At 68.3% G+C, this 24,745-nt stretch carries 25 protein-coding genes; 16 read left to right on the forward strand and 9 right to left on the reverse strand.

The features are described 5' to 3' along the window. The first annotated feature begins 73 nt into the window (after positions 1-73). Together EV653_RS23750 and EV653_RS42225 are read left to right on the forward strand one after the other, a co-directional pair. The gene (locus tag EV653_RS23750; RefSeq protein ID WP_238160001.1) at positions 74-742 is read left to right on the forward strand and encodes a hypothetical protein; all 669 of its coding nucleotides are present in this window, start codon (positions 74-76) and stop codon (positions 740-742) included. Continuing rightward, a complete protein-coding gene (locus tag EV653_RS42225) occupies positions 712-1,020 on the forward strand; it encodes a hypothetical protein (protein ID WP_238160003.1) in 309 nt (102 codons plus the stop codon). Before EV653_RS23750 ends, EV653_RS42225 begins: the two co-directional genes overlap by 31 nt. Here EV653_RS42225 and EV653_RS23755 read toward each other — a convergent pair. Then, positions 1,017-2,444, reverse strand: coding sequence for a serine/threonine-protein kinase (locus tag EV653_RS23755; RefSeq protein WP_134105896.1), 1,428 nt, complete (start codon positions 2,442-2,444; stop codon positions 1,017-1,019). The two genes, EV653_RS42225 and EV653_RS23755, sit on opposite strands and share 4 nt — an antisense overlap. A gap of 171 nt (positions 2,445-2,615) precedes the next feature. Here EV653_RS23755 and EV653_RS23760 point away from each other — a divergent pair, with 171 nt between their 5' ends. The 11 genes from EV653_RS23760 to EV653_RS23810 all read left to right on the forward strand — a co-directional run bounded on the left by EV653_RS23760 (position 2,616) and on the right by EV653_RS23810 (position 13,512). Continuing rightward, a complete protein-coding gene (locus EV653_RS23760; protein ID WP_134105897.1) occupies positions 2,616-3,776 on the forward strand; it encodes a hypothetical protein in 1,161 nt (386 codons plus the stop codon). Position 3,777: 1 nt separating this feature from the next. Beyond that, entirely contained in the window at positions 3,778-5,004 is a 1,227-nt protein-coding gene (locus tag EV653_RS23765) for a hypothetical protein (protein ID WP_134105898.1), read from the forward strand. Between the two features lie 55 nt (positions 5,005-5,059). Then, positions 5,060-5,791 (forward strand): metallophosphoesterase family protein, encoded by a 732-nt coding sequence (locus tag EV653_RS23770; RefSeq protein WP_134105899.1) that lies wholly within the window; start codon positions 5,060-5,062, stop codon positions 5,789-5,791. Between the two features lie 17 nt (positions 5,792-5,808). After that, a complete protein-coding gene (locus tag EV653_RS23775) occupies positions 5,809-6,933 on the forward strand; it encodes a sensor histidine kinase (RefSeq protein ID WP_134105900.1) in 1,125 nt (374 codons plus the stop codon). A 184-nt stretch (positions 6,934-7,117) separates the two neighbouring features. Beyond that, positions 7,118-8,332 (forward strand): formaldehyde dehydrogenase, glutathione-independent, encoded by a 1,215-nt coding sequence (gene fdhA, locus EV653_RS23780; protein ID WP_134105901.1) that lies wholly within the window; start codon positions 7,118-7,120, stop codon positions 8,330-8,332. 113 nt (positions 8,333-8,445) lie between these two features. Continuing rightward, positions 8,446-8,637 (forward strand): hypothetical protein, encoded by a 192-nt coding sequence (locus tag EV653_RS23785; protein ID WP_134105902.1) that lies wholly within the window; start codon positions 8,446-8,448, stop codon positions 8,635-8,637. A gap of 28 nt (positions 8,638-8,665) precedes the next feature. After that, the gene (locus tag EV653_RS23790) at positions 8,666-9,412 is read left to right on the forward strand and encodes a LytR/AlgR family response regulator transcription factor (RefSeq protein WP_134105903.1); all 747 of its coding nucleotides are present in this window, start codon (positions 8,666-8,668) and stop codon (positions 9,410-9,412) included. Between the two features lie 13 nt (positions 9,413-9,425). Then, complete coding sequence (locus tag EV653_RS23795) at positions 9,426-9,806, forward strand: hypothetical protein (protein WP_134105904.1); 381 nt, start codon at positions 9,426-9,428, stop codon at positions 9,804-9,806. Positions 9,807-9,822: 16 nt separating this feature from the next. After that, the gene (locus tag EV653_RS23800; RefSeq protein WP_134105905.1) at positions 9,823-11,361 is read left to right on the forward strand and encodes a sodium/solute symporter; all 1,539 of its coding nucleotides are present in this window, start codon (positions 9,823-9,825) and stop codon (positions 11,359-11,361) included. Between the two features lie 175 nt (positions 11,362-11,536). After that, complete coding sequence (locus tag EV653_RS23805) at positions 11,537-11,869, forward strand: DUF485 domain-containing protein (RefSeq protein WP_134105906.1); 333 nt, start codon at positions 11,537-11,539, stop codon at positions 11,867-11,869. Positions 11,870-11,880: 11 nt separating this feature from the next. Next, on the forward strand, positions 11,881-13,512 hold the full coding sequence (locus tag EV653_RS23810; protein WP_134106724.1) for a solute symporter family protein: 1,632 nt from the start codon (positions 11,881-11,883) through the stop codon (positions 13,510-13,512). Between the two features lie 118 nt (positions 13,513-13,630). Here the strand turns inward: EV653_RS23810 and EV653_RS23815 are convergent, their stop codons facing one another. From EV653_RS23815 to EV653_RS23820, 3 genes are read right to left on the reverse strand one after another with little or no spacing between them, the layout of a single operon-like run. Then, positions 13,631-15,118, reverse strand: coding sequence for a CYTH and CHAD domain-containing protein (locus EV653_RS23815; RefSeq protein ID WP_134105907.1), 1,488 nt, complete (start codon positions 15,116-15,118; stop codon positions 13,631-13,633). Positions 15,119-15,149: 31 nt separating this feature from the next. Continuing rightward, positions 15,150-15,290 (reverse strand): hypothetical protein, encoded by a 141-nt coding sequence (locus EV653_RS41285; RefSeq protein WP_166679530.1) that lies wholly within the window; start codon positions 15,288-15,290, stop codon positions 15,150-15,152. Continuing rightward, positions 15,287-16,087 (reverse strand): methyltransferase, encoded by an 801-nt coding sequence (locus EV653_RS23820; protein ID WP_134105908.1) that lies wholly within the window; start codon positions 16,085-16,087, stop codon positions 15,287-15,289. Before EV653_RS23820 ends, EV653_RS41285 begins: the two co-directional genes overlap by 4 nt. A gap of 43 nt (positions 16,088-16,130) precedes the next feature. On the opposite strand from EV653_RS23820, the gene pdxR reads away from it, so the two are divergent. Next, a complete protein-coding gene (gene pdxR / locus EV653_RS23825) occupies positions 16,131-17,666 on the forward strand; it encodes a MocR-like pyridoxine biosynthesis transcription factor PdxR (RefSeq protein ID WP_134106726.1) in 1,536 nt (511 codons plus the stop codon). On the opposite strand, the gene EV653_RS23830 is transcribed toward pdxR, so the two are convergent. Both EV653_RS23830 and EV653_RS23835 read right to left on the reverse strand, forming a co-directional pair. Beyond that, positions 17,654-18,622: a hypothetical protein gene (locus EV653_RS23830; protein WP_134105909.1), complete on the reverse strand. Its 969-nt coding sequence runs from the start codon at positions 18,620-18,622 to the stop codon at positions 17,654-17,656. The two genes, pdxR and EV653_RS23830, sit on opposite strands and share 13 nt — an antisense overlap. Before the next feature lie 13 nt (positions 18,623-18,635). Then, complete coding sequence (locus EV653_RS23835; protein WP_134105910.1) at positions 18,636-19,922, reverse strand: MFS transporter; 1,287 nt, start codon at positions 19,920-19,922, stop codon at positions 18,636-18,638. Between the two features lie 185 nt (positions 19,923-20,107). On the opposite strand from EV653_RS23835, the gene EV653_RS23840 reads away from it, so the two are divergent. After that, complete coding sequence (locus EV653_RS23840; protein ID WP_134105911.1) at positions 20,108-20,917, forward strand: hypothetical protein; 810 nt, start codon at positions 20,108-20,110, stop codon at positions 20,915-20,917. 58 nt (positions 20,918-20,975) lie between these two features. Here EV653_RS23840 and EV653_RS23845 read toward each other — a convergent pair whose 3' ends face one another. After that, positions 20,976-21,320: a sterol carrier family protein gene (locus EV653_RS23845; protein ID WP_134106728.1), complete on the reverse strand. Its 345-nt coding sequence runs from the start codon at positions 21,318-21,320 to the stop codon at positions 20,976-20,978. 89 nt (positions 21,321-21,409) lie between these two features. On the opposite strand from EV653_RS23845, the gene EV653_RS23850 reads away from it, so the two are divergent. Then, a complete protein-coding gene (locus tag EV653_RS23850; protein WP_134105912.1) occupies positions 21,410-22,042 on the forward strand; it encodes a hypothetical protein in 633 nt (210 codons plus the stop codon). On the opposite strand, the gene EV653_RS23855 is transcribed toward EV653_RS23850, so the two are convergent. Beyond that, complete coding sequence (locus EV653_RS23855; protein WP_134105913.1) at positions 22,039-23,580, reverse strand: alpha/beta hydrolase; 1,542 nt, start codon at positions 23,578-23,580, stop codon at positions 22,039-22,041. The two genes, EV653_RS23850 and EV653_RS23855, sit on opposite strands and share 4 nt — an antisense overlap. Beyond that, positions 23,577-24,644, reverse strand: coding sequence for a PSP1 domain-containing protein (locus EV653_RS23860; protein WP_134106730.1), 1,068 nt, complete (start codon positions 24,642-24,644; stop codon positions 23,577-23,579). Before EV653_RS23860 ends, EV653_RS23855 begins: the two co-directional genes overlap by 4 nt. Positions 24,645-24,745 lie beyond the last annotated feature (101 nt).

The raw sequence follows: 24,745 nt of genomic DNA on the forward strand, positions 1-24,745 counted from the left end.
ACCCTCGCGCGTTACTCATTGCCGATCTACTCTGAAATTCTCGTAGGTTTCCGCCCAACCTCCGGAGGTCACCATGCGCATTCTCGCCATCCCGACCGCCCTCCTCACCACCGCCGCCACCCTCACCGCGGCCCTCACCTCAGCCCTGCCCGCGCACGCCGCGATCAGTTGCGACACCGCCACCACCGGCGGCGCCACGTTCTACGACGGGCCGTCCGCGTCGAAGAAGTACGACGCGCGGTTCAGCAACAGTGCGAGCATCCGGAACCTCAGCACGTACACCCCGCAAGGCGCGGGTACTTGGTACAACTGGGACGGCTCCGGGAAGGACTTGCTCCTCGTCGCGGCGTACCGCGAAGGCGCCGACTCCGAGATCTACGGCATCGACCCGTCCACCGGGTCCACGGTCGGCGTTGTCGCGATCGCCGAATCGCATGTCGGTGGGATCACCGTGAGCAAGGGCTGGGCCTTCGTGGCTGGGCAGGGCAGCAGCATCCGCAAGTACCGGCTGACCGAGCTACGCGACGCCCTGAAGGCCGCGGGTACGCCGTACCTCGCACAGGTCGGTACTGCGCGCGATGTGGCCGGTTCGTCCTTCATCGGGAGCTACGGCGACTCGCTGTTCGCCGGGACGTTCAACGACACCGGTCGCGGGACCATGTACGAGTACAAGATCGCCGACGACGGCACGCTGACCACTCAGTCCGGTGCGTGGAGATCCCGACCAAGACGCAAGGCTTGACCGTCACCGCGAACCACTTCATCTACAGCACGTCGTACGGGCGTGGGAACCGCAGCAACATCTATGTGGTGAAGCGTGGTCAGAAGGACCTGGATGCGGCCGCACTGAGCTGCTTCCGCGCGCCGAGCATGACCGAGGGCATCACGGAGTACAACGGGACGGCGTACCTGGTCTACGAGTCCGGCTCGTACCTGTACGCGTCCGACCCGGCCACGCTGAACGTCATCCCCCGCCTGCACAAGGCATCCATCTCGTCGCTGACGTCGCTGGTGCCTTAAGGCTTGTACGCCGCCGAGTCGAGCACGCTGGTCCGGGTCTTCTGGTCGGATGCCCGCACCTGGATCCGGAGCTGCGTGGTCGAGTTCACCTGTCGGTACTGCTCGACGATGCCCGGGTTGGATCCACAGCTGAGCTCGAACGTGACTGCCGGCTGGCCATCGACGGTGCTCTGGCCTCCGGAGCCGGCGGTGCAGCCGTCGGGAGCCGTGACGCTCGTCGGCAGCTGGGTTGCGTTCACCACGCCGACGAACACGCCTTGGACCGCAGAGTCCGTCTGCCACGTGGACGTCTTGGTGCTGACGAGGAGCGACTGCTGTCCGTCAATTGCCTTCTGCTTCCACGAGCGTGGGACCTCTACCGACAGCGGTTTGTTGTCCACCTTGATCGGGCGGGTCAGGACGTACTCGTAGCCGCCGTAACCACCACCTGCCGCAAGAACCAGCGCGGCGAGCGTGGTGATCACTGCAGCACGCCTGCGGCGCTTGGGCTTCACCGGAACGGTCTGCTCGTTCGAGCTGGCCAGTGCGGTCGCCTGGTCGACAGGAGCGGCCGGCGGTGCAGGTGCAGGCATCTCCGCGGCCGGAACCAACCCAGCGGGCACCTTGCCCGTGGTGTGAGCCTCTCGCAGCGCATTGAGGAAGCTGTCGAGATCAGGCCAGCGCTGATCGCGGTCCGGCTCGAGAGCACGCCGTACGACGACATCGATCGCGTCCGGTACGTCCTCGCGCAGCGTGGTCATCGACGGCGGCGGTGCGTCGATCTGCATCACCGCGCCCAGGCTGGCAACGCCATGCGGTGCCTGACCGGTGAAGGCGGCGTACGCGACGGCGCCCAGTGAGTACAGGTCTGCTCGGTGGTCCAGCCGGTCGCCCATCACCTGCTCCGGTGCGACGTACGCCGGAGTGCCGCCGGGCATCGTGATCCGCGACACCTCGGCCAGCGACTTGCCCAGACCGAGGTCCGACAGCATCGCGCGATCACCCGCGGCGGAGTCGGTGCGGAAGAGTACGTTGGCCGGCTTCACGTCCCGGTGCAGTACGCCGCGGGCGTGCAGGTGCTTCAGGCCACGTCCGACCTGCGTGATGATCCGGACCGCCTCGCCGACCTCGAGCGGCCCGGCCTTGATCCGCTCCGCGAGCGTACCGCCGTCGGCGTACGTCAGCACCATGAACGGGCGGCCGTCCTCGGCCTCACCGATGTCATGGACGCCGACGACGTACAGCGAATCGACCTTGCGCAGGAACCGGCCCTCGGCCAGGAATCGACGGCGGACGTCCTCGTCCTCGACCCAGTTCTCGGACAGGATCTTGACCGCGACCTCCGCGTCCAACTGCTCGTCCCGGGCCAGCCAAACGGTCGCGAAACCTCCGGCACCCACCCGGCGGACCAGGGAGTACCGGCCGATCCGGGGTGGCTGGTCCATGGCGCAATTATGCTCGATCCGTCCTGCGACTCGTTCGCTGGAGTGAACAAAGCGGTGTTTCCCGACGTCAGATCCCCCGACAACGGGCCCCCTGGGCCCGCCCGGCCGTGGTCCGCCGCACGGTCCCCACCAGCCGTGCCATGACCAGGTTCGTTCGTTAGGAGATCGCCGATGCGAGTGCAGAACGGCCGCTTGGTCGCGCTCGTCGCAGCCGTCGCGGTGGGCGCCATCGCGAGTGGCGGAGCCCTCGCCTACCGCCAGGGCCCACAGACCGCCGAGGCCGAGGCGGCCCCGCTGTCCACCTCGCCGTCCCCCGTCACCAGCAACCCCACGACGACCAGGCCGACACCGACGCCCTCCAAGACACCGACGCCGAGCAGTACGCCGCCGGCCGGACCGTTGAAGACGAAGATCGTCCTCGACAAGCTGCCGACCGGCCGGGCGCCGCAGATCGCGTACCTGACCGGCCGGACGATCCGCGGCGGCGCCGGCGGGGACATCAAGGTCCCGGGCACCGCCGACATCCAGGAGGTCGCCCGGCTCGGTTCGTCCGCCCTCGCGGTGGTCGCCAAGGGCTACGGCACCGAGATGCTGACGATCGCCACCGACGGCAGGATCACCGCCAGGACCCCGGACATCACCCAGATCGTCACCACCGACGACGGCCTCGGCGCGGCGTACGTCGGCTCGCGTCTGAAGGACACCGGCGAGTCGATGGCGGGAGCGACCATCTACGCCGAGCAGGACCAGGGCCGCGCCGGCGTAGAGAAGGTCACTGTGCCGGGCGTGTGGAACACCTCCCTGCTGGGCTATCTCAACGGCAAGGTGTACTTCGACGCCGGAACGACCCAGGACGGTGCGACGAGCCTGTACGAGTGGACTCCGGGTGAGTCGAAGGCGACGCCGCTCAAGGCAGTCCCGAGCGCGATGGCTGTCTCCAGTGTCGGTACGGCGGGCTCGCTGACCACGCTGGCCGACCAGAACAGCTGCAGCAGCCTCCTGACGGTGCCGGCAGGCAAACGGCTCTGGCGCACCTGCGACTACCAGATCGTCGGCTTCACCCCGGACGGCGCGACCGCGATCGCCGGTCCGATGTACCAGGATGGGTACGGCAACGGCATCGCGGCCGTACTGGACGCCAAGAAGGGCACCCTGCTGCACGAGTGGTCCGGAGTGTTCCGCCAGTGGGTCCCCGAAGACGACCAGCACCTGCTCCTCCTCGCCGACACCGGTGAGGACACACCTGCTTCCATCATCCGCTGCACTGTCTCTACCGGTGCTTGCGAACTCGCCACGCCCCCTGCCAAGGGCGCACTACTGATCGGGGACTGAGTTGACGACTCCGCCCAAGCGGGAGCTGAACGGCCGTCTGATCGCTGTCGTAGCGGCCATCGCAGTGGCTGCTGTCGCGGTCGGCGGAGCCCTCGCCTACCGCCAGCGCCCCGAGGCAGCCGCCTCGACCCTCGCCGCACCACTGGGCGGCACTCCGAGCCCCACGCCGTCACCGGCGCCGTCGCCGACCCCGATGCTCACCTCGACGCCAGTCGTCCTGCCCAAGCCGACCCCGACGCCGAAGCCATCACTCACGCAGAAGTCGTCTATGACACCAGAGGCCCCCTCCGGCCCGGTCGCTCTCGAGGCGGCCAAGCTGACGCAGGGCAAGAGTCCGCAGCTGACGTACTGGGTCCACCGCACGGTGCTCGGCGCCGGCAAGGAACTAAAGGTCCCAGTCAGTGCAAGCCTGATGAGCGTCGTCCGGCTGGGCAGCAGCGTGCTCGCAACCAGCGCCGGCGGTGAGCTGCTGAAGGTCGACTCCGCCGGAGCGGTGGTACGCCGTACGCCGCAGGTCATGACGCTCACCGGGACCGCCGATCAGACGGCCGCGGCGTACGCGGCAACCCCGCCGGTGGTCGTCGGAGAGCAGACGTACGGCGCGACGCTCTACTCGGAGACCGGTGGCTCGCAGCAATCGGTGAAGCTCCCGGACGTCCAGAGCATCCACGTGCTCGCGTACGCGAAGGACAAGATCTACTACAAGGCCAACGTCAAGGGCGCCTTGACAACCATGAAGCTCTACAGCTGGACGCCGGGCGCCGCGAAGCCCGTTCTGATGAAGACCGTCGCCGGAGACGTGATGGCTGTCTCGGACGACGGTCGCCTGGCGTCGACGCAGCCGTGGAACAGCAGCGCTGACGGCTGCTCCACAGTGGTCGAGATCGCCACCGGCAAGAAGCGATTCACGACCTGCGACTACCACATCACCGGGTTCACGCCCGACGACGCCGTCGCGATCGGCACACCGGCGTACGGTGACAGCTATTGCAGCAACATCATCACCGCGCTCGACTCGCACAGCGGCGCCGTCGGACGCCAGTGGAGTGGCTGCTTCTACCGGGCTGTTGCGGAGGACGACCAGCATCTTCTGATGTCCACGGTGGTGACCGGGGGCGGTCAGGACCCGAACACCAAGACCACTGTCGTTCGCTGCTCCCTCGATACCGCGGAGTGTGAACGAGCGACCGACGTCGTCGCCGCCAACCTGATCGACTTCGCCCGCTGATCTGCTCTGAGCAGATGTCCCTTCGTAGCAAGGGTTTTCGCGGCAGACTGCGGGTATGACGACCGTTGCCGTACTGGCTGACATTCATGGGGTGCTTCCTGCACTGGAGGCGGTGCTGGCCGACGCTCAGGACGCTGATGTGATCGTGCTGGCCGGGGACATCGCCAGTGGGCCGCAGCCGGTGGAGACGCTGGATGTCTTGACGGCGCTGGGCGATCGGGCCGTGTGGGTGCGCGGCAACGCGGACCGGGAGCTGGTGGAGATGGCTCGGGGGACGTACGACGCCAAGCCGCCGGATGAGGTGAGTCCGTGGGCTGCCGAGCAGCTGCGACCGGACCAGGTTGAACTGCTGGCCGGACTGCCCACCACTGTGACGATCGGAGACGCGCTGTTCTGCCACGCCACTCCACGCGACGACGAGGAGATGGTGCTGGTCGACAGTCCGATCTCGCGGTGGTCCACGGTGTTCAACGGATTGCCGGCTGACGTCAGGACGGTGGTGTGCGGTCACACGCACATGCCGTTCGCGCGTCAGGTCGATCGGCGCCTCGTGGTGAACGCGGGCAGCGTCGGCATGCCGTACGGCGCACCCGGTCCGAGCTGGGCGCTCCTCACCGCAGACGGCGTGCAACTGCGTCGATCCGCGCTGGACGCGGCTGCGGCCGCGGACCGGATCGTGCGCGAGTCGACGTACCCAGGACGGGAGGCGTGGGTTGCGGAGTACCTGCTGAGCACGTACTCCGACACGGAGGCGCTGGAGGCGTTCAGGCCGCGTGCGGAGGGCTGAGCGGTTACCGTCAGGGGGTGTTCGCGCGGCGGAGGAAGCATTTCGGGACTCCGGCCGACAAGGCGACGTATGCGACCCTGCATACCGCCTCGTTGGCCAGCCCGCACCTGCGCGAAGGCCTGACGCCCGCAGCGGCCGGCAAAGCGAGCCGCCACCTCAGGGACCTCCTCGGTACGGCGGCCATCGCGATCTGCGACTCGTCCGGCGTACTGGCGTGGGACGGCGTCGGTGGAGCGTACGAGAGCAACCACCGGCGTGATGCCAAGGACCGCGCGGCGCCGACGCTCCGCTCAGGCCGAACCGCAGTACTAGGTGCACATGACGTGGCCTGCGGCGATCCACAGTGCCCGATCCGTACGGCGGTGGTCGCACCGATCGTCACAGAGGAGCGCGTGGTCGCCGTACTGGTCGCGTACAGCAACAACACCTCCGCTGCCCTGGTCAGGGCGACCGAAGAGGTCGCGCGGTGGGTGTCCGGCCAGGTGGAGCTTGCAGAGCTCAACAAGGAACGTACGCGGGCTATGGAGGCCGAGCTGCGGGCATTGCGCGCCCAGATCAGCCCGCACTTCATCTACAACGCTCTGGCCGCGATAGCGTCCTTCGTCCGCACTGACCCTGAGCGGGCGCGCGAACTGCTGCTGGAGTTCGCCGACTTCTCCCGCTACGCACTGCGGCGTGGCGGTGAGTTCACCACGCTGGCCGACGAGTTGCGCAACGTGGAGCGCTATCTGGTGCTGGAGCAGGCCCGCTTCGGTGATCGGCTCAAGGTGTCGCTGCAGATCGCGCCGGAGGTGCTGCCGGTGGTCATCCCGTTCCTGGTCGTCCAGCCGCTGGTGGAGAACGCAGTACGGCATGGGCTCGAGGCCGGGGCCGGATCGATCACGATCCGCGCGCGGGACCGGATCAACGAGGCGGAGATCAGCGTCGAGGACGACGGCGCCGGCAGCGACCCCGAGGTGATCCGGGCCGCCCTGTCCGGCGAGACCGGCAGCGACTCAGTGGGCCTGGGCAACGTCGACGCCCGGCTGCGGCAGGTGTACGGCGACACGTACGGCCTGGTCGTGGAGACGGCTCTGGACGCGGGCACGAAGGTAACTTTCCGCATCCCCAAATACTCCTCAGGAGTGCATGCCTCGCCGTAGAAAGACCTTGTTTTGTTGACGGTTCCGGCGTGGCGGACTAGCGTCGGGACCATCCCCTGACGACATCGACCGGGGGCAGGCGACGACCGGATCGCCTCTTCTCTCGCAGTGGCGATCGCGGCCCGCGACAGTGTACGGCTCCACCCGTCCCGCGGATGGAGGATCCTGGAGAGGAGCATCGCTCGTGCCAGGAAACAGGGCAGTTATCTACAAGGGGCCAGGCTCTGTGGCGGTCGAGACCATCGACTACCCAGCCTTGGAACTCAAGGACGGACCGGGGGTCAACCCCGCGAACGTCGGCCGGCAGATTCCGCACGGCGCGATTCTGAAGGTGGTGGCGACCAACATCTGCGGCAGCGACCAGCACATGGTGCGTGGCCGGACGACAGCACCGCCCGGGCTCGCGCTCGGCCACGAGATCACCGGTGAGGTGGTGGAGGTAGGCCGGGACGTCGAGTTCATCAAGGTCGGCGATCTGGTGTCGGTACCGTTCAACATCGCCTGCGGACGTTGTATCAACTGCAAGGAAGGCAAGACCGGGGTCTGCCTGAACGTGAACCCGGACCGGCCTGGATCGGCTTACGGGTACGTCGACATGGGCGGCTGGGTCGGCGGCCAGGCGGAGTACGCATTGGTGCCGTACGCCGACTGGAACCTGCTGCGGTTCCCGGACAAGGCCCAGGCGATGGAGAAGATCCGCGACCTGGCCATGCTGGCGGACATCTTCCCGACCGGGTACCACGGCGCCGTCACCGCCGGCGTCGGCACCGGTTCTTCGGTGTACGTCGCAGGCGCCGGCCCGGTCGGGCTGGCCGCGGCCACCGCGGCGTTCCTCCTCGGCGCGGCGGTCGTCATGGTCGCCGACCTGCAGAAGGAGCGACTCGACCAGGCACGCAGTTTCGGCTGCGAGGCGATCGACGTGTCGCAGGGCGATCCGAAGGACCAGATCGACCAGATTCTCGGTGAACCCGAGGTGGACTGCGCGATCGACGCCGTCGGTTTCGAGGCCCATGGTCACGGCAGCGACGCCCAGGCCGAGCGGCCGGCGACCGTGCTGAACACGGTCATGGACGTCACCCGCGCCGGTGGCGCGGTCGGTATCCCGGGGCTCTACGTCACCGGCGACCCCGGGGCCAGTGACGAAGCGGCGAAGACCGGTTCGCTGTCGATCCGGCTCGGCCTCGGCTGGGCGAAATCGCTGTCGTTCACGACCGGTCAGTGCCCGGTGATGCGGTACAACCGCCAGTTGATGCAGGCGATCCTGCACGACCGGACTCAGATCGCGAAGAACGTGAACGCCACCGTCATCTCGCTGGACGAGGCACCCACCGGGTACGCCGAGTTCGACCACGGCGCAGCACGCAAGTACGTGCTCGATCCGCACGGAATGATCAAGTAGACCGGCAGCCGCGGTGGGAGCGGGGGCCGCCACCCGCTCCCACCATGTCGTGCGGTACTGGGGGTGTCGCGCGATACTGGGATCGGAGCGGACCGTTACGGAGAGCGGCTTCCATGACCAGTGACAACCGGTTGGACCTCGAGTTCGCGTACACGAGCCACGACGATTCCTGCAAGGACCTGTACTCGCCGTACTACTACTGCCGGCGTCCGCGCGGCCACGACGGCGTACATGCTGCGGGCTTCGGCTCGAGCCGGCTGCGCTGGGACCACCGAGCCGACCACCCACCCCGGATGCTGTCGTAGAGCCGGATCCGGCCGCTACTGTTCGCCTATGGCCGACACTCCGCTGCGCGCGCTGGTCGCGGACGACGAGGAGCCCGCCCGTGCCGAGCTGGTGTACCTGCTCAGCCAGGACCCCCGGATCGGCGACATCCAGACCGCATCCGACGGCCCGGAGGCGCTGAAGATCCTGCAGGCCTCTGACCTCGACGTGGTGTTCTGCGACATCAAGATGCCCGGTCTGGACGGCATCGACCTGGCCAGCGTGCTGTCCAAGTTCCGCCAGCCGCGTCCCCGGATCGTCTTCGTCACCGCGTACGACGAACACGCCGTGGCCGCCTTCGAGCTCGACGCGGCCGACTACGTCATGAAGCCGGTCCGGGCCGAGCGACTGGCCGAGGCGGTACGCCGGGTGGTCACTGCCGGCGCACCGGCTGCGCTGCAGTCGCCCGACGAGACCGAGGACGAGACGATCTCGGTGGAGCTGGCCGGCGTCACGCGGTTCGTCCAGCGCTCCACAGTCCGGTACGTCGAGGCGCAGGGCGACTACGCCCGCCTGCACACGGGCCAGAACTCGCATCTCGTCCGCATCCCGCTGAGCACTCTGGAGGAGCGCTGGCGCGACGCCGGATTCACGCGGATCCACCGCAGCACGCTGGTCGCACTGGCCCATATCGACGAGATGCGCGTCGACGGCGGCCGGTGCGCGGTCCGGGTCGGCAGCGACTGGCTTCCGGTGAGCCGACGGCACACGCGCGAGCTGCGCGACCTCCTGGTCCGATCGACCTCGCTGCGATGAGACGGCCTCGTCGATGAGTACACCGGAGGGACCGCGTCGGGTCCGGGTCACCAGCCCGCGGACCAGCGCGGCACGGCGTCCGATCATCCCCACCGGCACCCGCGAGATCGACGAGCAGACCAGGCTCGGCGAGATCTACATGCTCTCGCTGGTTCAGTCCCAGCTCCGGCTCACGCTGGCCGTGATCGCCGGCGTACTGCTCGTCCTCGGCAGCATCCCACTGCTCTTCTGGCTCGTCCCGCCGACCCGCACCCTGTCCATCTTCGGTCTGCCGCTGCCCTGGGTGATCCTCGGCATCCTGGTCTATCCGGTCGTGTACGTCGCCGCCCGCGTTTACGTCCGCAACGCCGAGCGGATCGAGGCCGAGTTCACCGAGTTCGTCGGACGGAAATAGCGCCGGGAGGCACTAAATGTCACCGGCAATCAGTCTGAGCGCGATCGGTTTGGTGGTCGCGGCAACGATCGGGATCGGGCTGTTCGGGCTGCGGATCTCGCGGACGACGAGCGACTTCTACGTCGCCAGCCGCGCCGTCAGCCCGCGCTGGAACGCCTCGGCGATCAGCGGCGAGTACCTGTCGGCCGCGTCGTTCCTCGGCGTCGCGGGCCTGGTGCTGGTGAACGGCGCCGACATGCTGTGGTTCTCCGTCGGCTACACGGTCGGATACCTGATGCTGCTGGTCCTCGTCGCGGCTCCCCTGCGCCGGTCCGGTGCGTACACCTTGCCCGACTTCGCCGAGACCCGCTTCGAGTCCGCCGCCGTACGCCGGATCTGCGCCGGTCTCGTGGTCGGGATCGGGACGCTCTATCTCCTGCCGCAGCTGCACGGAGCCGGACTCGCCGTCCAAACCGTCACCGGCGCACCGCCGCAGGTCGGGGCGATGATCGTCGCGGTGATCGTGGTGATCAACGTTGCCGCCGGAGGGATGCGCTCGATCACGTTCGTCCAGGCGTTCCAGTACTGGCTCAAGCTGACAGCGTTGGCAGCACCAATCTTCGTGATCCTGCTCGCGTGGCACCAGCCGACCGGCGTACTCGACTCGCTCCACGGCGCGGCCGCCGCGTGGGCCGAACCGCTGTCCCGCGCCGGCGGTCGCGACCATCCGCTGTACGCGACGTATTCGTTGCTCTTGGCCCTTTGTTTCGGGACGATGGGGCTGCCGCACGTGCTCGTCCGCTTCTACACCAACCCCGACGGCCGCGCGGCCCGCCGTACGACGGTCGTCGTGCTCGCGTTGCTCGGCCTGTTCTACCTCTTCCCGCCGATGTACGCCGTCCTCGGGCGGACGTTCGCGCCCGATCTCGTGGCCAGCGGCGGGGACACCGTCGTACTCGAGCTGCCTGGGCGAGTTTTCCCTGGTACAGCAGGGGATCTGCTCGGTGCACTGGTCGCGGCCGGGGCGTTCGCGGCGTTCCTGTCGACGTCGTCGGGGTTGACGGTCGCGATCGCCGGGGTGATTGACCAGGACCTGCTGCGGAGCAGGTTGCGCGAGTGGACCGGCGGCGACTACATCGCGGTGAACAGCTTCCGGATCGCGGCGCTGATCGCAATGGTCGTGCCGTACCTGGCGTTCACGGTGACGGGCTCGTTGAGCCTCGCGGACACCGTCGGACTCGCCTTCGCGCTTGCTGCGTCGACGTTCTGCCCGCTGCTCGTGCTGGGGATCTGGTGGCGGCGGATGTCGACCACTGGCGCGGCGGCCGGGCTGGTCGTCGGCGGGATCGCGGCCAGCGCCGCCGCTCTGATCCACGTGGCCGGTGCACCGCAAGGAGGTTGGCCGCGGGCGCTCGTCGGTCAGCCGGCCGCGTGGACGATGCCGCTCGCGTTCATCACCGTCATCGTGGTCTCGAAGCTCACCCCGGATCGCATCCCGGCCGGGACCGCCCGCAGCATGGTTCGCCTGCACACCCCGGAGGCCGTCGACGTCGACCGCGGCCTGCCACCGCGCTGAGACCGTTCGTCGTGTGATTCCTACCGCTCGGCGCAGCTGAGTGATCCACCGAACGACTGGTCTGCTCCGCTGAGCGCTCGATGCGCGCCGGTGCTGTCGCGTCCGCCGTGACCCAGGCCACAGTACGACGCAGCCGGCCTCTTCCGCCCGGCTCGATCCCTCCTGGAGGCTCGCGATGAGTGATACACGCGATCCGGACCTGACGACCTATCGGGACGTCCAGCTTTCGCCGGACTTCTCCGAACTGCGTCGCAGGTTCCGGCGGTTCGTGTTCCCGATGACCGCACTGTTCCTGGTCTGGTACTTCGTCTACGTCCTGCTCGCCGCCTACGCACACGACTTCATGTCGCACAAGGTCGGCGGCAACATCACCGTCGCCCTGCTCTTCGGGCTCGGCCAGTTCGTGTCGACGTTCGCGATCACGCTGATCTACGTCCGCTGGGCCGACCGCCGGCTCGACCCCGACGCCGAGAAGCTGCGCCACCAGATCGAGGGAGAAGCACAGTGACCGCCCCACTGATGTTGCCGCTGGCAACAGACATCGGAAACCCGACAGTCAACATCATCATCTTCGCGTTGTTCGTCGCGGCCACGCTGGCGATCGTGTTCCGGGCCTCCCGCAACAACAAGACGGCGGCCGACTTCTACGCCGGCGGCCGGTCCTTCACCGGCCCGCAGAACGGCATCGCGATCTCCGGCGACTACCTGTCCGCCGCGTCGTTCCTCGGCATCGCCGGCGCGATCGCGCTGAACGGGTACGACGGCTTCCTGTACTCGATCGGCTTCCTGGTCGCGTGGCTGGTCGCACTGCTACTGGTTGCCGAGCTACTACGGAACACCGGCCGCTTCACGATGGCCGACGTGCTGTCGTTCCGGCTCAAGCAGCGGCCGGTCCGGATGGCGGCCGCGATCTCGACCCTCGTCGTCTGCTTCTTCTACCTGCTGGCGCAGATGGCCGGCGCCGGCGGTCTGGTCGCGCTGCTGCTCGGTGTCAGCCACCGGGCCGGACAGAGCATCGTGATCGCCGTGGTCGGCATCCTGATGATCACCTATGTCCTGGTCGGCGGTATGAAGGGCACCACCTGGGTACAGATCGTCAAGGCCGTGCTGCTGGTCATCGGCGCCGGCATCATGACGCTCTGGGTGCTCGCGAAGTACAGCTTCAACCTGTCCAGCCTGCTCGGCGCAGCGGTCGACAAGAGCCCGGCCGCCGGCGAGAAGCTGCTGTCGCCCGGCCTGCAGTACGGCGCCACCGGCCTCACCAAGCTCGACTTCATCTCGCTGGCTCTCGCGCTGGTGCTCGGCACCGCCGGTCTCCCGCACGTGCTGATGCGCTTCTACACGGTTCCGGACTCGAAGGAAGCCCGCCGCAGCGTCAGCTGGGCGATCTGGATCATCGGCATCTTCTATCTGTTCACCCTGGTCCTCGGGTACGGCGCTGCCGCAATCGTCGGACCGGACCGGATCAAGGCCGCACCGGGCAAGGCGAACTCGGCCGCCCCGCTACTCGCCTTCGAACTCGGCGGCGAGGTCCTGCTCGGCGTCATCTCCGCGATCGCCTTCGCCACGATCCTCGCCGTGGTGGCCGGGTTGACGATCACCGCGAGTACGTCGTTCGCGCACGACATCTACGGCCAGATCATCAAGAACGGCCAGATCAGCGGCGACGGCGAGGTCCGCGTGGCGCGGTACACCGCGGTCGTGATCGGCATCGTCGCGATCATCGGCGGCATCTTCGCGAACGGCCAGAACATCGCGTTCCTGGTGGCGCTCGCGTTCGCGGTCGCGGCGAGTGCGAACCTGCCGACGATCCTGTACTCGCTGTTCTGGCGGCGCTTCAACACCCGCGGCGCCCTGTGGAGCATCTACGGCGGCCTGGCCTCGACGATCATCCTGATCGTTTTCAGCCCGGTCGTGTCCGGCAAGGTCGACAAGAAGACCGGCGCGAGCCTGTCGATGATCACCGACACCAGTATCGACTTCCACTGGTTCCCGCTCGACAACCCCGGCATCGTGACGATCCCGCTGGCCTTCGTCCTCGGCTGGCTGGGAACGATCACCAGCAAGGAGCCGGTCGACGTCGACCGCTTCGCCGAAATGGAGGTCCGCTCCCTCACCGGAGCCGGCGCCGAGAAGGCAGTCCAACACTAAGACCTGTCAGGCAGGTCCTGCTGATTCGACGCGGACCTGCCTGACAGCCCCAACCCCAGACTCCGGGCGGCCAGGTAGGCGAGTACCTGACCGCCCGGCTCACGTTCCTGCACGATCGTCAGAACTTGAGGGTCGGCCAGAGTTCGTAGAAGGCCGCCCGGGACGTATTACCGCGGGCTTCTTCGATGGCGTGGAGGCGGCCGAAGGTGAACGGATTGCCGCCGTCGGCGAAGACTTCGAGGGCAAGGCGGTGAAGGAGGTCGCGGGAGACGACGGAGTCCTGGTGTTCGCCGAGGATCTCCTGGACCTCTTCGGCCCGCGCAGCCAGCGCCGTCGCCTCGTCCCCCAGGACGGGTTCGGCGGACTCCGCGGCGTACCGCAGGCGCTTGGCGGCCTTGCGGACCTCGTGGAGCTCGTGATCCTGCTTGGCGACGGATCCCGCGGCCTTCGAGCGTTTGACCGCCTTGCGCATGCGTTTGCGGTCATGGCCGAGGATGTCGTCGATCTGTTTCTTCGCCTTGCGGTCGTCGCCGGTCACCGGCGGCTTCGCGAGCAGTTCGTCCAAAGCATCGAGCAACCGGAAGTACCGCGGGCTCTCCAGCGCCGCGAGCGCACCCGCGCGGCCGTCCTTGTAGACTCCGCGCAGGTGGTCGTCGATCCGTCCGGCGACCCGGCCGATGACCAGTTCGACCGGCTGCTCAGCGACCTCGGCCGCGAAATGTTCGCGCTGCACCTCCGCATCGCGCGCGACGCCGAGTTCGCCCGCGAGCCACTTCAGCTCCGCGCGGATCTCGTCGCCGGCCTCGCGGTCGATCACCGGACGGTACGTTGCCAGCGCGGACCGCAGTCGCCGCGTCGCGACCCGGAACTTGTGGATCGAGTCCGGGACATCACGCCGTACCTCGGGGTCGCGCTCGTGGATCGCCTTCACCTGCGCACCGGCGTACGCGCGGAAAAGGTCCGAAGTCAGCGGCTTCTTCGGCATGCTGATCGAATCGGTCGACGGCACTCGGTTGCCGAGTGCCCGCGCCAACTTGCTCGGACCGCTCGCGGGACGCGCGCCGGCCGACTTCAGCAGCTCACCGGCGTCCTCGAGCAGCAGCCTGTCACCGTCGACCAGCTCGACCTCCCACTCGCGCCAGCTCTCCGGCTCGTCGCCCTCGACCGTCGCGGTCACGTTGTCGTCGGCGACCTCAGCGAGGACGTCGCCGTCCGCGTCGAGCAGGCGGTGGACGATGCGCCTGGTCTGCAACCTGACGACCGGGACGAGTGCGCGGTCGCGCACATACACGCGGACCGTGCGAATGACCGCACTCGGCACGCTCTGCACCGATCTCCCCAGTGGATGACGGACCTCGAGCCGTTCGCCCGACGACACCGGGAACTTCACATGCCAGCCGTCGTCCTCGCCACCGGTCCGGCGGCGCAGCGTCACCTTGTTCGCGGCCAGGTCGAGGTCGGCGGTGTCGTAGTACACCGCCTCCAGGTCGAGCTCGACGGGTTGAGCAACGCTCGCGACTCCGGGCAGTTCGTGCATCGCCGGCAGGATCACGCTGTCGTCGACGTCGTACTTCGTCTCGATCTCTAGCTGCTCAGTCGGGGACATACTCCCTGTTTACCAGGCGTTCATGAACTGGTCAGCTGAGTGCGCGGAGATCGGCCACAAGTCGTTGCAGGTCGCGGTCCTCGATGCCGTTGAGGGTCGGGCGGATCTGCCGGCGCTGGTTGCGGTTCAGGGCCCGGCAGACCGCGGCGACGAGGACGAGCAGAGCGATCATGTTCGACCAACTCCCTTGAAGAACGTGTAGTGGAAGGTGCCGCCGGGCTCGGCGGTCTTCTCGAGGTCCCGGATGCCCGCGTTCCATTCGGCCTCGGTCCGCCGGCCGGCCGCGAGCGCGCGTTCCCGGACCGACTCGACCATCGCGATGAACGTCTTGCGGGTGAAACCGTCGACGAGGTGCGGGAGCGTCCGGTCTGCGTATACGGTGCGCGGCTCGACGTGTACGTCGTCGTACCCGGCCTGTTCGAGGAGCGGATGGAGGCGCCGGCCGATGAGCGAGTCGCCGCCCGCTTCGGCCTGGAGGTCGACGAGGCAGTCGACGGCCGCTTGGGCCTGCGTACTGCGCGGGTGGTAGATGGCGGAGCCGTGGTCGCCTTCGATCACCGTGATCGTGCCGCCCGGGTTCAGCAGATCGCGGAGGCTGACGAGAGCCTTGCCCGGATCGGCAAGGTGCTCGAGGACGAAGCAGACGAAGATGTGGTCGAACTTCTCGCCGTGCAGGTCGTGGAGGTCTGTGTGGCGCCAGTCAACTGCGGCGTCCGGAGCGTCTGCGGCGACGCGGGCCTTCGCCTGGGCGAGCGAGTCCTCGGAGACGTCGACCGATACGAGCTCGATGCCGGGGCTGCGAGTCACCAGTTGTACGGTCTGCGCGCCGACTCCGCAGCCCGCTTCCAGGACCCGGCTGCCGGCTGGGTAGGTGGTGCCGCCATGGAGGAGGTCGGCGAGCGTTCCGGCCTGGTCCGTCAGGCGGCGGGTCTCTGCCGGGGTGTAACCGTGGACGTAGTCGGTTTTCATACCTCTACGGTCCGACCACAATGGTCCTGTGAACAGGTCCAATATGGAGAGAAGTGGTCGGTCCAAAACAGGCGCGGACTTCCTTCAGCTGGATCCGGCCGAGGCGCCACCCGGCGGTCTCGCGGACTGGCTCACCGACCGCCTCCGCACCGCGATCTCCACCGGCCACCTCCCCGTCGGCACCCGCCTCCCCGCCACCCGCACCCTCGCCACCGACCTCGGCATCTCCCGAGGCGTGGTAACCGAGTCCTACCAACGCCTCACCGAAGACGGCCACATCACCGCTCGCGGCCGAGCCGGAACGGTGGTTGTCGGTCCTCCCGTCTCGACCAGCACAACGACAGGACGTAGTCGTCTACGTATACGTCCGCGCCCGCCTCACGCGCCGACAGACGACAGCGGAACGGGCGACACCTCCTGTCCTTCCGCAGATCTCTTCGACGCGGGACTCGAGATCTTCGACACCCTTCGCGCGGCACCTGCGAGGATCGACCTCACGCCGGGAGTGCCGGATCTGGCCGCGTTTCCACGGGCGGCGTGGTTGCGGGGTGAGCGGGCGGTGTTGAGTGACCTGGAGTCGGCCAGCTTCGGGTACGGCGATCCGGCGGGGACTCCTGCCCTGCGACGAGCCGTCGCCAACTGGCTCGCGCGTAACCGGGGCATCGCGGCCGACCCGGACGACCTGATCATCGTGGCCGGTGTCGCGCAGGCGATCGGGCTGGTGGCGCAGGTGCTCGCGCAGCGCGGCGTACACGAGATCGCCGTCGAGGATCCCGGCTCGCTCGGATCGCGGCAGCACCTGCAGAACTGGGGCATGCAGACCCCACCTGTCCCCGTCGACGACCGCGGCCTACAGGTCGACGTACTGCGAGAATCCGCCGCCAGCGTGGTCATGGTGACACCGGCCCACCACTTCCCGACCGGCGTGGTCCTCGACGGTGAACGCCGTCGTGAGCTGATCCAATGGGCCGCGGACGGCGGACTGATCATCGAGGACGACTACGACGCCGAGCACCGCTACGACCGCCCGCCGGTGCCCGCACTCCGCGCGATGCTGGCCGAGCACGTGATCTACGCGGGCAGCATCTCCAAGCTCCTCGCCCCGTCGCTGCGGATCGGCTGGATGCTCGCGCCCCCGCAGTACAAGGACGAACTGATCGGCCGCAAACGCCTGGCCGACCTCGGCAACGCGGCGCTCCCGCAGCTCACGCTCGCCCACCTGATGGAGTCCGGCGAACTCGAACGCCACCTCCGCGTCCTCCGCCGCCGGCACCGCGTCCGCCGCGACGCGATGGTCACCGCCATCCACAACTACTTGCCCACCGCAACCATCCACGGCGCCGCCGCCGGCCTGCACCTCACGATCACCTTCGACGACCCCACCGACGACGTCGAGCTGGCGGCGTCAGCCCTGGCCAGAGGCGTCAAGACCCACCCCCTGTCCTGGCACAGCCAACTCCCGCACGCCCCCGGCCTCGTCCTGGGCTACGCCGCCCGCACCCCCACCGAGATCACCGAGGCGATCGCCACCATCGCCGAGGCCGGATCCGTACCGAAGAACCGGGCTCAGCGGGTGTAGAGCGGGGACATCGCGAGGGCGAACTGGGTCATCAGGTCCGGGTTGATCGCGCGCGCCGGCAGCGGCACGAGGTCGACGATCTTGTCGTCCCCGACGCGGATCGTGGTCCGGCCGGTGGCGGTGTCGACGTACCCCTCGTCGCCGAGCGGAAGGGACTGCGACGTCGCGGCCTTGCGGATCGGGACCATCAGCGCCTTGGCCTGCGGAGTACGGCGTACCGAGCTGTACAGCACGCTCGTCGAGGTGACCCAGCCGCAGACCGGATCGCCGAGGGTCGTCTCACCGTCCCGCCGGACCATCGCCGGACCGCCCATCACCTTCTCGGCCGCGGACGAACCGCGCTCACACTCCTGCCGGGTGATCTCCAGCGGCGGATCCGGCAGGCCCGGCACCTGCCGGATCACGTCCTGACCGATCACGACGTACTTCGCGAGCGTGGCCTTGGGCCCGGCGATCCGGTAGAGCCTGCCGTCCAGCAGGAACACGACGAACGTGCTCGTCCCGTACCCGCCGTCGCCCAGCAGTGCGGGCTTGGCCGGCTCACGCTTCGTCGCCGCGTACGCCTTCTGGCTCGCCACCAACGTCGCTTTTGTTGCCGGAAGCACCGAAGTTTCGACGTTCAGCACCGGCCCGTTCGGAGCCGTGCTGAGCGTCAGCTGACAGACGTCGTACGTCGGGATGCCGAAGTCGACCGGTGGTGTCTCCGGGTGGATGTTCGCGACCGGCACCGCGAGCGTTGACTGCACCAACGAGGCGTCCATCCGCACGCAGAGCGTGTCCGCGAGCTTCGAGCTGGGCGACGGTGTCTCGGACGGCGTTTGCGACGGGGTTTCCGAAGGCATCTGCGAGACCGACACCAGCGGCGGCGCGCTCGGCGCGTCCTCCTGACCGGGACCGCTGCAGCCCGCCAGCAGTACTGCGGCCAGCCCAGCGGTCACTACACGGCGGATACGCATGATGACTTGAAGCCTAACGGGCCGCTCGGAGGTCCCTTTCGCGGACGGCGTGTTCGTCGGTGCGGGCGTCGTACCGCCAGAACTCGCGCAGCCAGGCGGCGGTGCCGACCACTCCGATGACACACAGAGCGCCGCCGCTGACGATCGCAGTACGGACGCTGGTCAGGTCGGCGACGAGACCGGAACGCGCCTGGCCGCCGAGCGGGCCGAGGGAGTACCCGAGCATCTCGATCCCGGCCAGCCGGCCGCGCATCTCGTCGGGGATCGTCTGGTTCCAGATCACCGAGCGGAACAGCACCGAGACCATGTCGGCCGCCCCGGCCAGGGCGAAGAACCCGATCGCGAACCAGATGTTCGGCGCCAGTCCGGCGATGCCGACCGAGGCACCCCAGCCGATCGTGGCCAGCACCACCGCCCGGCCCTGGTGATGGACGTGTTTGGCCCAGCCGCTGGTCAGGCTCGCGCACATCGCACCGATGGCCTCGGCGCTGTAGAGGAGACCGAGCAGTTTCGGCTCCTTCAGGACGTCCGTCGCAAACGCCGGGAACAGCACGATCGGCATCGCCAGGAACATCCCGACCATGTCCACCAGGTACGTCGCCAGCAGGTCCTTGCGGCGGTACGCGTACATGATCCCGCCGCCGATCGCCCGCAGACTCGGCGCGGTGGTGTGATCACCGGCCCGGTACGAGCCGAGCCGGGTGTAGAGCAACGTCGCGAACACGATTCCGGTCAGCTCGACGGCAAACGCCCAGGTCACGCCCACAGAGCCGACCAGTACGCCGCCCAGCGCCGGACCGGCGAGCTGGCCGACCTGAGCGGTCAAGGAGCTCAGCGCGACCGCCGCCGGGATCTCCTGGTGACGGACCACACGCGGCAGGAGCGCCTCCCGCGAGGGCCGCTGCAGCGAGGATGCGACGGCGTTGAGCGCGCCGCAGACGTAGATCAGCCAGATCTGCGGGTGCGCCAGCAGGGTGTTGGTGACCATCAGCGCGGAGATCGCGACCTGCGCGATCCCGGTGCCGACCAGCAGTTTCCGGCGTTCCACGTGGTCGGCCAGCGCACCGCCGTACAGGCCGAAGACGACGAGTGGGGCGATCGTCACCAGACCCATCGCGCCGACGGCGAAGTTCGATCCGGTGAGTTGGTACAGCTGGTACGGCAGAGCGACGTACCCGACCATTCCGCCGAGGAAGAACACCGATCCCGAGACCAGCAGGATGCGGAAGTCACGGGAACCACGCCACGGGGTCAGATCGACACGCAACCGGGCCAGTCGCGTGCGAAGACTTGCTGCCACCGCAACATAGTGACAGGTCCTACCGGTAGGAACGAACCTGGTTTCCGGCCACCCTTTCGATCACCGTCGAAACGTCCGGCGGCGACCCTCCGAGCGTCCTAGCGTGGCACCGATTGGTTGCCCAGGGCGTCAATCTCACCGGCCGGGACCGCCCGGCGGGTTCTCGGGAAACGGAGACGAACCGCATGATCTCGATCAAGTCGGCGCGCACCCGGCTGCTCGCCACGCTCGCCGTCGGCGCTGCCGCCGGTGCCACCCTGCTTGTTCCCCCGGCCGCGCAGGCCGCCGGCACCGCGACCACTGCCGGCACCGCGAACACCGCCGCCACGAGCGCGACCGCCGTGTCGTCGGTGCTCAAGCCGGGTGAGTACCTGAAGCCGGGTCAGTACCGTCGCTCGCCCAACGGGATCTACACGCTCATCATGCAGACCGACGGCAACGCCGTCCTCTACAAGGGCCGCACCGCGCTGTGGGGCTCGATGACGAACCGCAAGGCCTCGAGCCTGATCATGCAGCGCGACGGCAATCTGGTCGTCATCTCCGGCCGTACGCCGGTCTGGGCCAGCAACACCGGCGGCAGCACCGGTGCGTACCTCGCCGTGCAGAACGACTCCAACCTGGTCATCTACAACGTCCGCAACAAGGCAGTCTGGTACCGGCACATGGTGATCGGCACGCTCGGCTCCGGCCGCCTACTGAACCCCTACGACATGCTGTTCTCGCCCAGCCGGGTCTTCCGCCTGCAGATGCAGACCGACGGCAACCTTGTCATGGTCAAGAACGGCAAGACCCCGGTCTGGTCCACCAGGACTGCCGGCAAGGGCGCATTCGCCGTCATGCAGCAGGACGGCAACTTCGTCGTCTACAGCGCCGCCAAGAAGGCGCTCTGGTCCAGCAAGACGGTCCGGAAGGGCTCCGTGCTGCAGATGCGGGACGACGGCCGCCTGGTGATCGTGTACGGCCGTACGGCGGTTTGGTCGACCTCGGCCCACTGACCGAGCTGCTGACCGACGAACGTGAGCCGCGGCGCTGCAGGGGAGCGCCGCGGCTCATTCACGTCCGGACCAGTGGCAGCAGACCGGTCAGGTCCGTGCGCTCGCCGCTGGCGCGGAGTTTGCCGGTCAACCGGGCGTCGGCCCAGGTCGTGCGGCCCAGTGCGACGTCGATCCATAGCTCCGGCGTCAGTTCGATCACGGCGCCCGGCGTACCACGGGTGTGTCGCGGACCTTCGATGCATTGCACCGCGCCGTACGGCGGGACGCGGACCTCGACGGCGTGACCTGGCGCCTTTGCCACCAGGATTTTCAGCAGTTCCTTCGTGAGCAGTTTCAAGTCGGCGCGCTCCGCCGTACCTTTGTCGTAGCGCTGCAACGCCTGCTGGAACGCGGGTTCGGACATCTCCACGACGTGCCAGCGTACGCGCGGGTTTGCGGTGACGCCCCTCTCGTCAGCGATAATCGGCCGGGAGAGAGGGAAGCGAGGTCGGGATGCTCACGCCCAGGCACCAGGCGCTGCTGATGACGCTGGCGGGAATGACCGTCGGCGTAGCCGTGTTCGGCGCAGTGCTCGCCATCAACGGCGGCAATCCGTTCGCCACCGACAACAGGACCTCGGTGGGGATTGTGAGCTCGGCCCCACCCAAAACTCCGACCTGTGCCGGTTGTCTCGAGCCGGGCTCGCTGCACTATGTCGTGCAGGACTTCGGCACCGACGACGACCCCGTGTCCGCGGAGGTCCCGGCAGGCTGGAAGAGCGCCCAGGACGGCACGCGGCCGAAGTTCCTCGACCCGACCGGCGTCTGGCAGGTCCGGTTCGACACGCGCGGCAGCAAGCAGACGCCGGATCAGCTGGTCGCCGGCCGCGAGCACAGCATCGACGAGCGCGACCTGAAGGTGCTCAGCCGCGACAACGGCACGCTGGTCTACACGTACACCGACCAGGCCCGCGGGCCGCGGATGGGTCTTTCACGCTGGATCTCACTCGACGGCGGCAAGACGTCAGCCGTGGAGATCACCGTCGGGGGACGCCCGCAGGATGAGGCGGGCCTCCGCGCCGTCCTCGAGCAGGCGACCGACACCCTCAAACTGCCGGTCGCACCGGGCGACACCCGCCCGAACTAACACTTGATGTCGGTGGCCGGGGTGTTGCCCTGCACGAGGTAGCTCTCGACGACGTTCTTCACACACGCGTTGCCCGAGAGGTACGCCGTGTGCCCGTCGCCGTCACGCGTGACCAGGACACCGCTTTCCAGCTGGTGCGCCAGCCCGACGGCCCACTCGTACGGCGTGGCCGGGTCGCGCGTCGTACCGACGACCATGATCGGCTTCGCGCCGGCCGCCTTGATCTTGTGCGGCTGGTTGACCGGCTTCACCGGCCAGTTCGCGCACGACACCGACGACCACGCGAGGAACTCGCCGAACCGCGGTGACGCCGCCTTGTACGCCGGCAGGTTCGCCTCGATCTGCGCGATCGAGGTGAAATCGGGGTGATCGAGGCAGTTGATCGCGATGTTGACCTCGTTCGAGTTGTCGGCGTACCCGCTCTTCTGCCGGTCCGTGTACTCGTCGGCGAGCGCGAGCAGGCGGGCGCCGTTCCCGGCGAGGCCATCGGCGACGGCGTCCTCGAGCCGCGGCCAGAAGTCCTTCAAGTACAGCGGGTAGATCAGGCCGAGGATGACCAGGGCCTGCGTGACCTTGCGATCCCCGTCGCCGGGCAGCGGATTCGCGTCGCTGTCCTTGATCAGCTGGTCGACCTTCGCGAGCACCTCGGTCTTGCTGCTGCCGAGCTTGCAGGACCGCTGCGCGCAGTCCTCCGCGAACGCGTCCAGCGCCTTGTCGAAGCCCTTCGCCTGCGCGATCCCCATCTGCTCGTTGGTGATCGACGGGTCGACCGCACCGTCCAGCACCATCCGGCCGACGTTCTTCGGGAACAGCTCGGCGTACGTCGCTCCGAGGTACGTGCCGTACGACATCCCCAGGTAGTACAGCTGGGGGTCCCCGACGATGCCTCGGAGTACGTCGATGTCGCGGGCGGCGTCCTTGGTCGACACGTGCGGCAGGAGTCGGCCCGAACGTGTTTCACAGGCAGCGGCGAAGGTCTTCGCCTCCTTGTCGAGGTCCGCGATCTCAGCCGCGTTGTCCGGGCTGCCGTCGGCGGCGATCATCGTGTCGAGCTGCTCGGTGTCCAGGCACTTGACCGGCGTGGACTCCCCGACGCCCCGCGGGTCCCAGCCGATGATGTCGAACTTCCGCAGCAGCGACGCGCCGAACAGCAGCGGCGCCTGCCCGGCGAACTCCTGCCCCGAGGCGCCCGGACCGCCAGGGTTGATGAACAGCGTGCCGAGCCGACCGCCGCGGTCCCGAGCCAGCACCTTCCGCGCCCGCAGCTCGATGGTCTGGCCGGCCGGCTTGCTGTAGTCCAGCGGGACCAGGATGGTCGCGCACTGCTGGTTGGAGCCGCAGCGTTCCCAGTCCGGCTTCTGCTGGTAGAACTTCTCCAGCCCGGCCGGGATCGGGCCCACAGGTGCACTCGGCGGGTTGCTGCCGATGCCGGGCACCTCGGTGCCGCTGCCCGCGTTCTGCGCGCGACTGGCCACCCCGCATCCGCTCGCCAGGACCGCAAGAGCTGCCACCAGTACGGTCGACCTGCGGAATCTCACTGCGCGGTTTCTCCCTCGTCGTCATGGTGCAGGCGGCGGCGCCGGCGCGGTTTCCGGACCCGCCGCTCCTCGCGGGTCTCGTCCTGGTGCTCTTCCGGTACGACGTCCGCGGCGGGCGCCGCCTCCTTCTGGGACGCGGCATCCTTCTGGGGCGCCGAGTCCTTTCGGGGCGCGGCATCCGGCTGGGGCAGGGCGTCCGGCGTACCGACTGGTTCGATCGGGGCGGCGTCCGGGGTCGTCGTACTGGATGCCTCGTACTGCTGCCGCGGCGAGCACACGTCCGCGCGACTGCAGGCGCAGCGCCGGCCCGAGGCGGCCAGCCGGACGACCACGGTGTCGCTCGGCACGTTGTGCCCGACCACCACTCCATCACCCGCGGGGGTCTCCACCGACGTCCCGAGAGCCGGAGCCTTCGCGTTGAACTCCTGGTAGAGCGGGTGCTCGTACTTCAGGCAGCACATCAGCCGGCCGCACGCGCCGGAGATCTTCAGCGGGTTCAGCGGGAGATCCTGGTCCTTCGCCATCCGCACGCTGACCGGCTCGAAATCCTTCAGGAACGTCGCGCAGCACAGATCCCGCCCACACGGCCCGATCCCGCCCTGCAACCGCGCCTCGTCGCGGGCGCCGACCTGCCGCAGCTCGATCCGCGCCCGGAGCGCCCGCGCGAGGTCCCGTACGAGCTCGCGGAAATCCACCCGGTGCGGGGCCGAGAAGTACACGATCACCAGCTGGTCGACATCCGGCCGCCGGTCGACGAAATCGATCCCGACCACCTTCATCGGCAACCCGTGCTGCCGGATCGTCCGCTTGGCAATCACCCGCGCATCAGCCCGCCGTTGCCGGTTCTGCTCGTCGCGATCCAGGTCCTTCGCGGTGGCGATGCCAGCGCACAGCGGCAGCCCACCAATCTCCTCGGTGACGTACTGCGGCGCCCACACGCACTCAGCCACCTCAGGCCCGTCGTCAGTGGGCACGAGCACCTTGTCCCCCACCCGGGGCCGAAACTCACCCGGGTCCAGGTAATAAAGCCGCCCGTACCGCTCGAACGACACCGCCATCACCATACCCACGCCGTCAGGGTACTTGCAGAACCACAATCCGCCGCGCCAGACAGCCCCTCGCGCAACCGACGGAAGGCGGCGGTCTGCTGAGGACCGGGCTGAGA

Source organism: Kribbella pratensis (genome assembly GCF_004365355.1).
In the GTDB taxonomy this organism is placed as follows: Bacteria; Actinomycetota; Actinomycetes; order Propionibacteriales; family Kribbellaceae; genus Kribbella.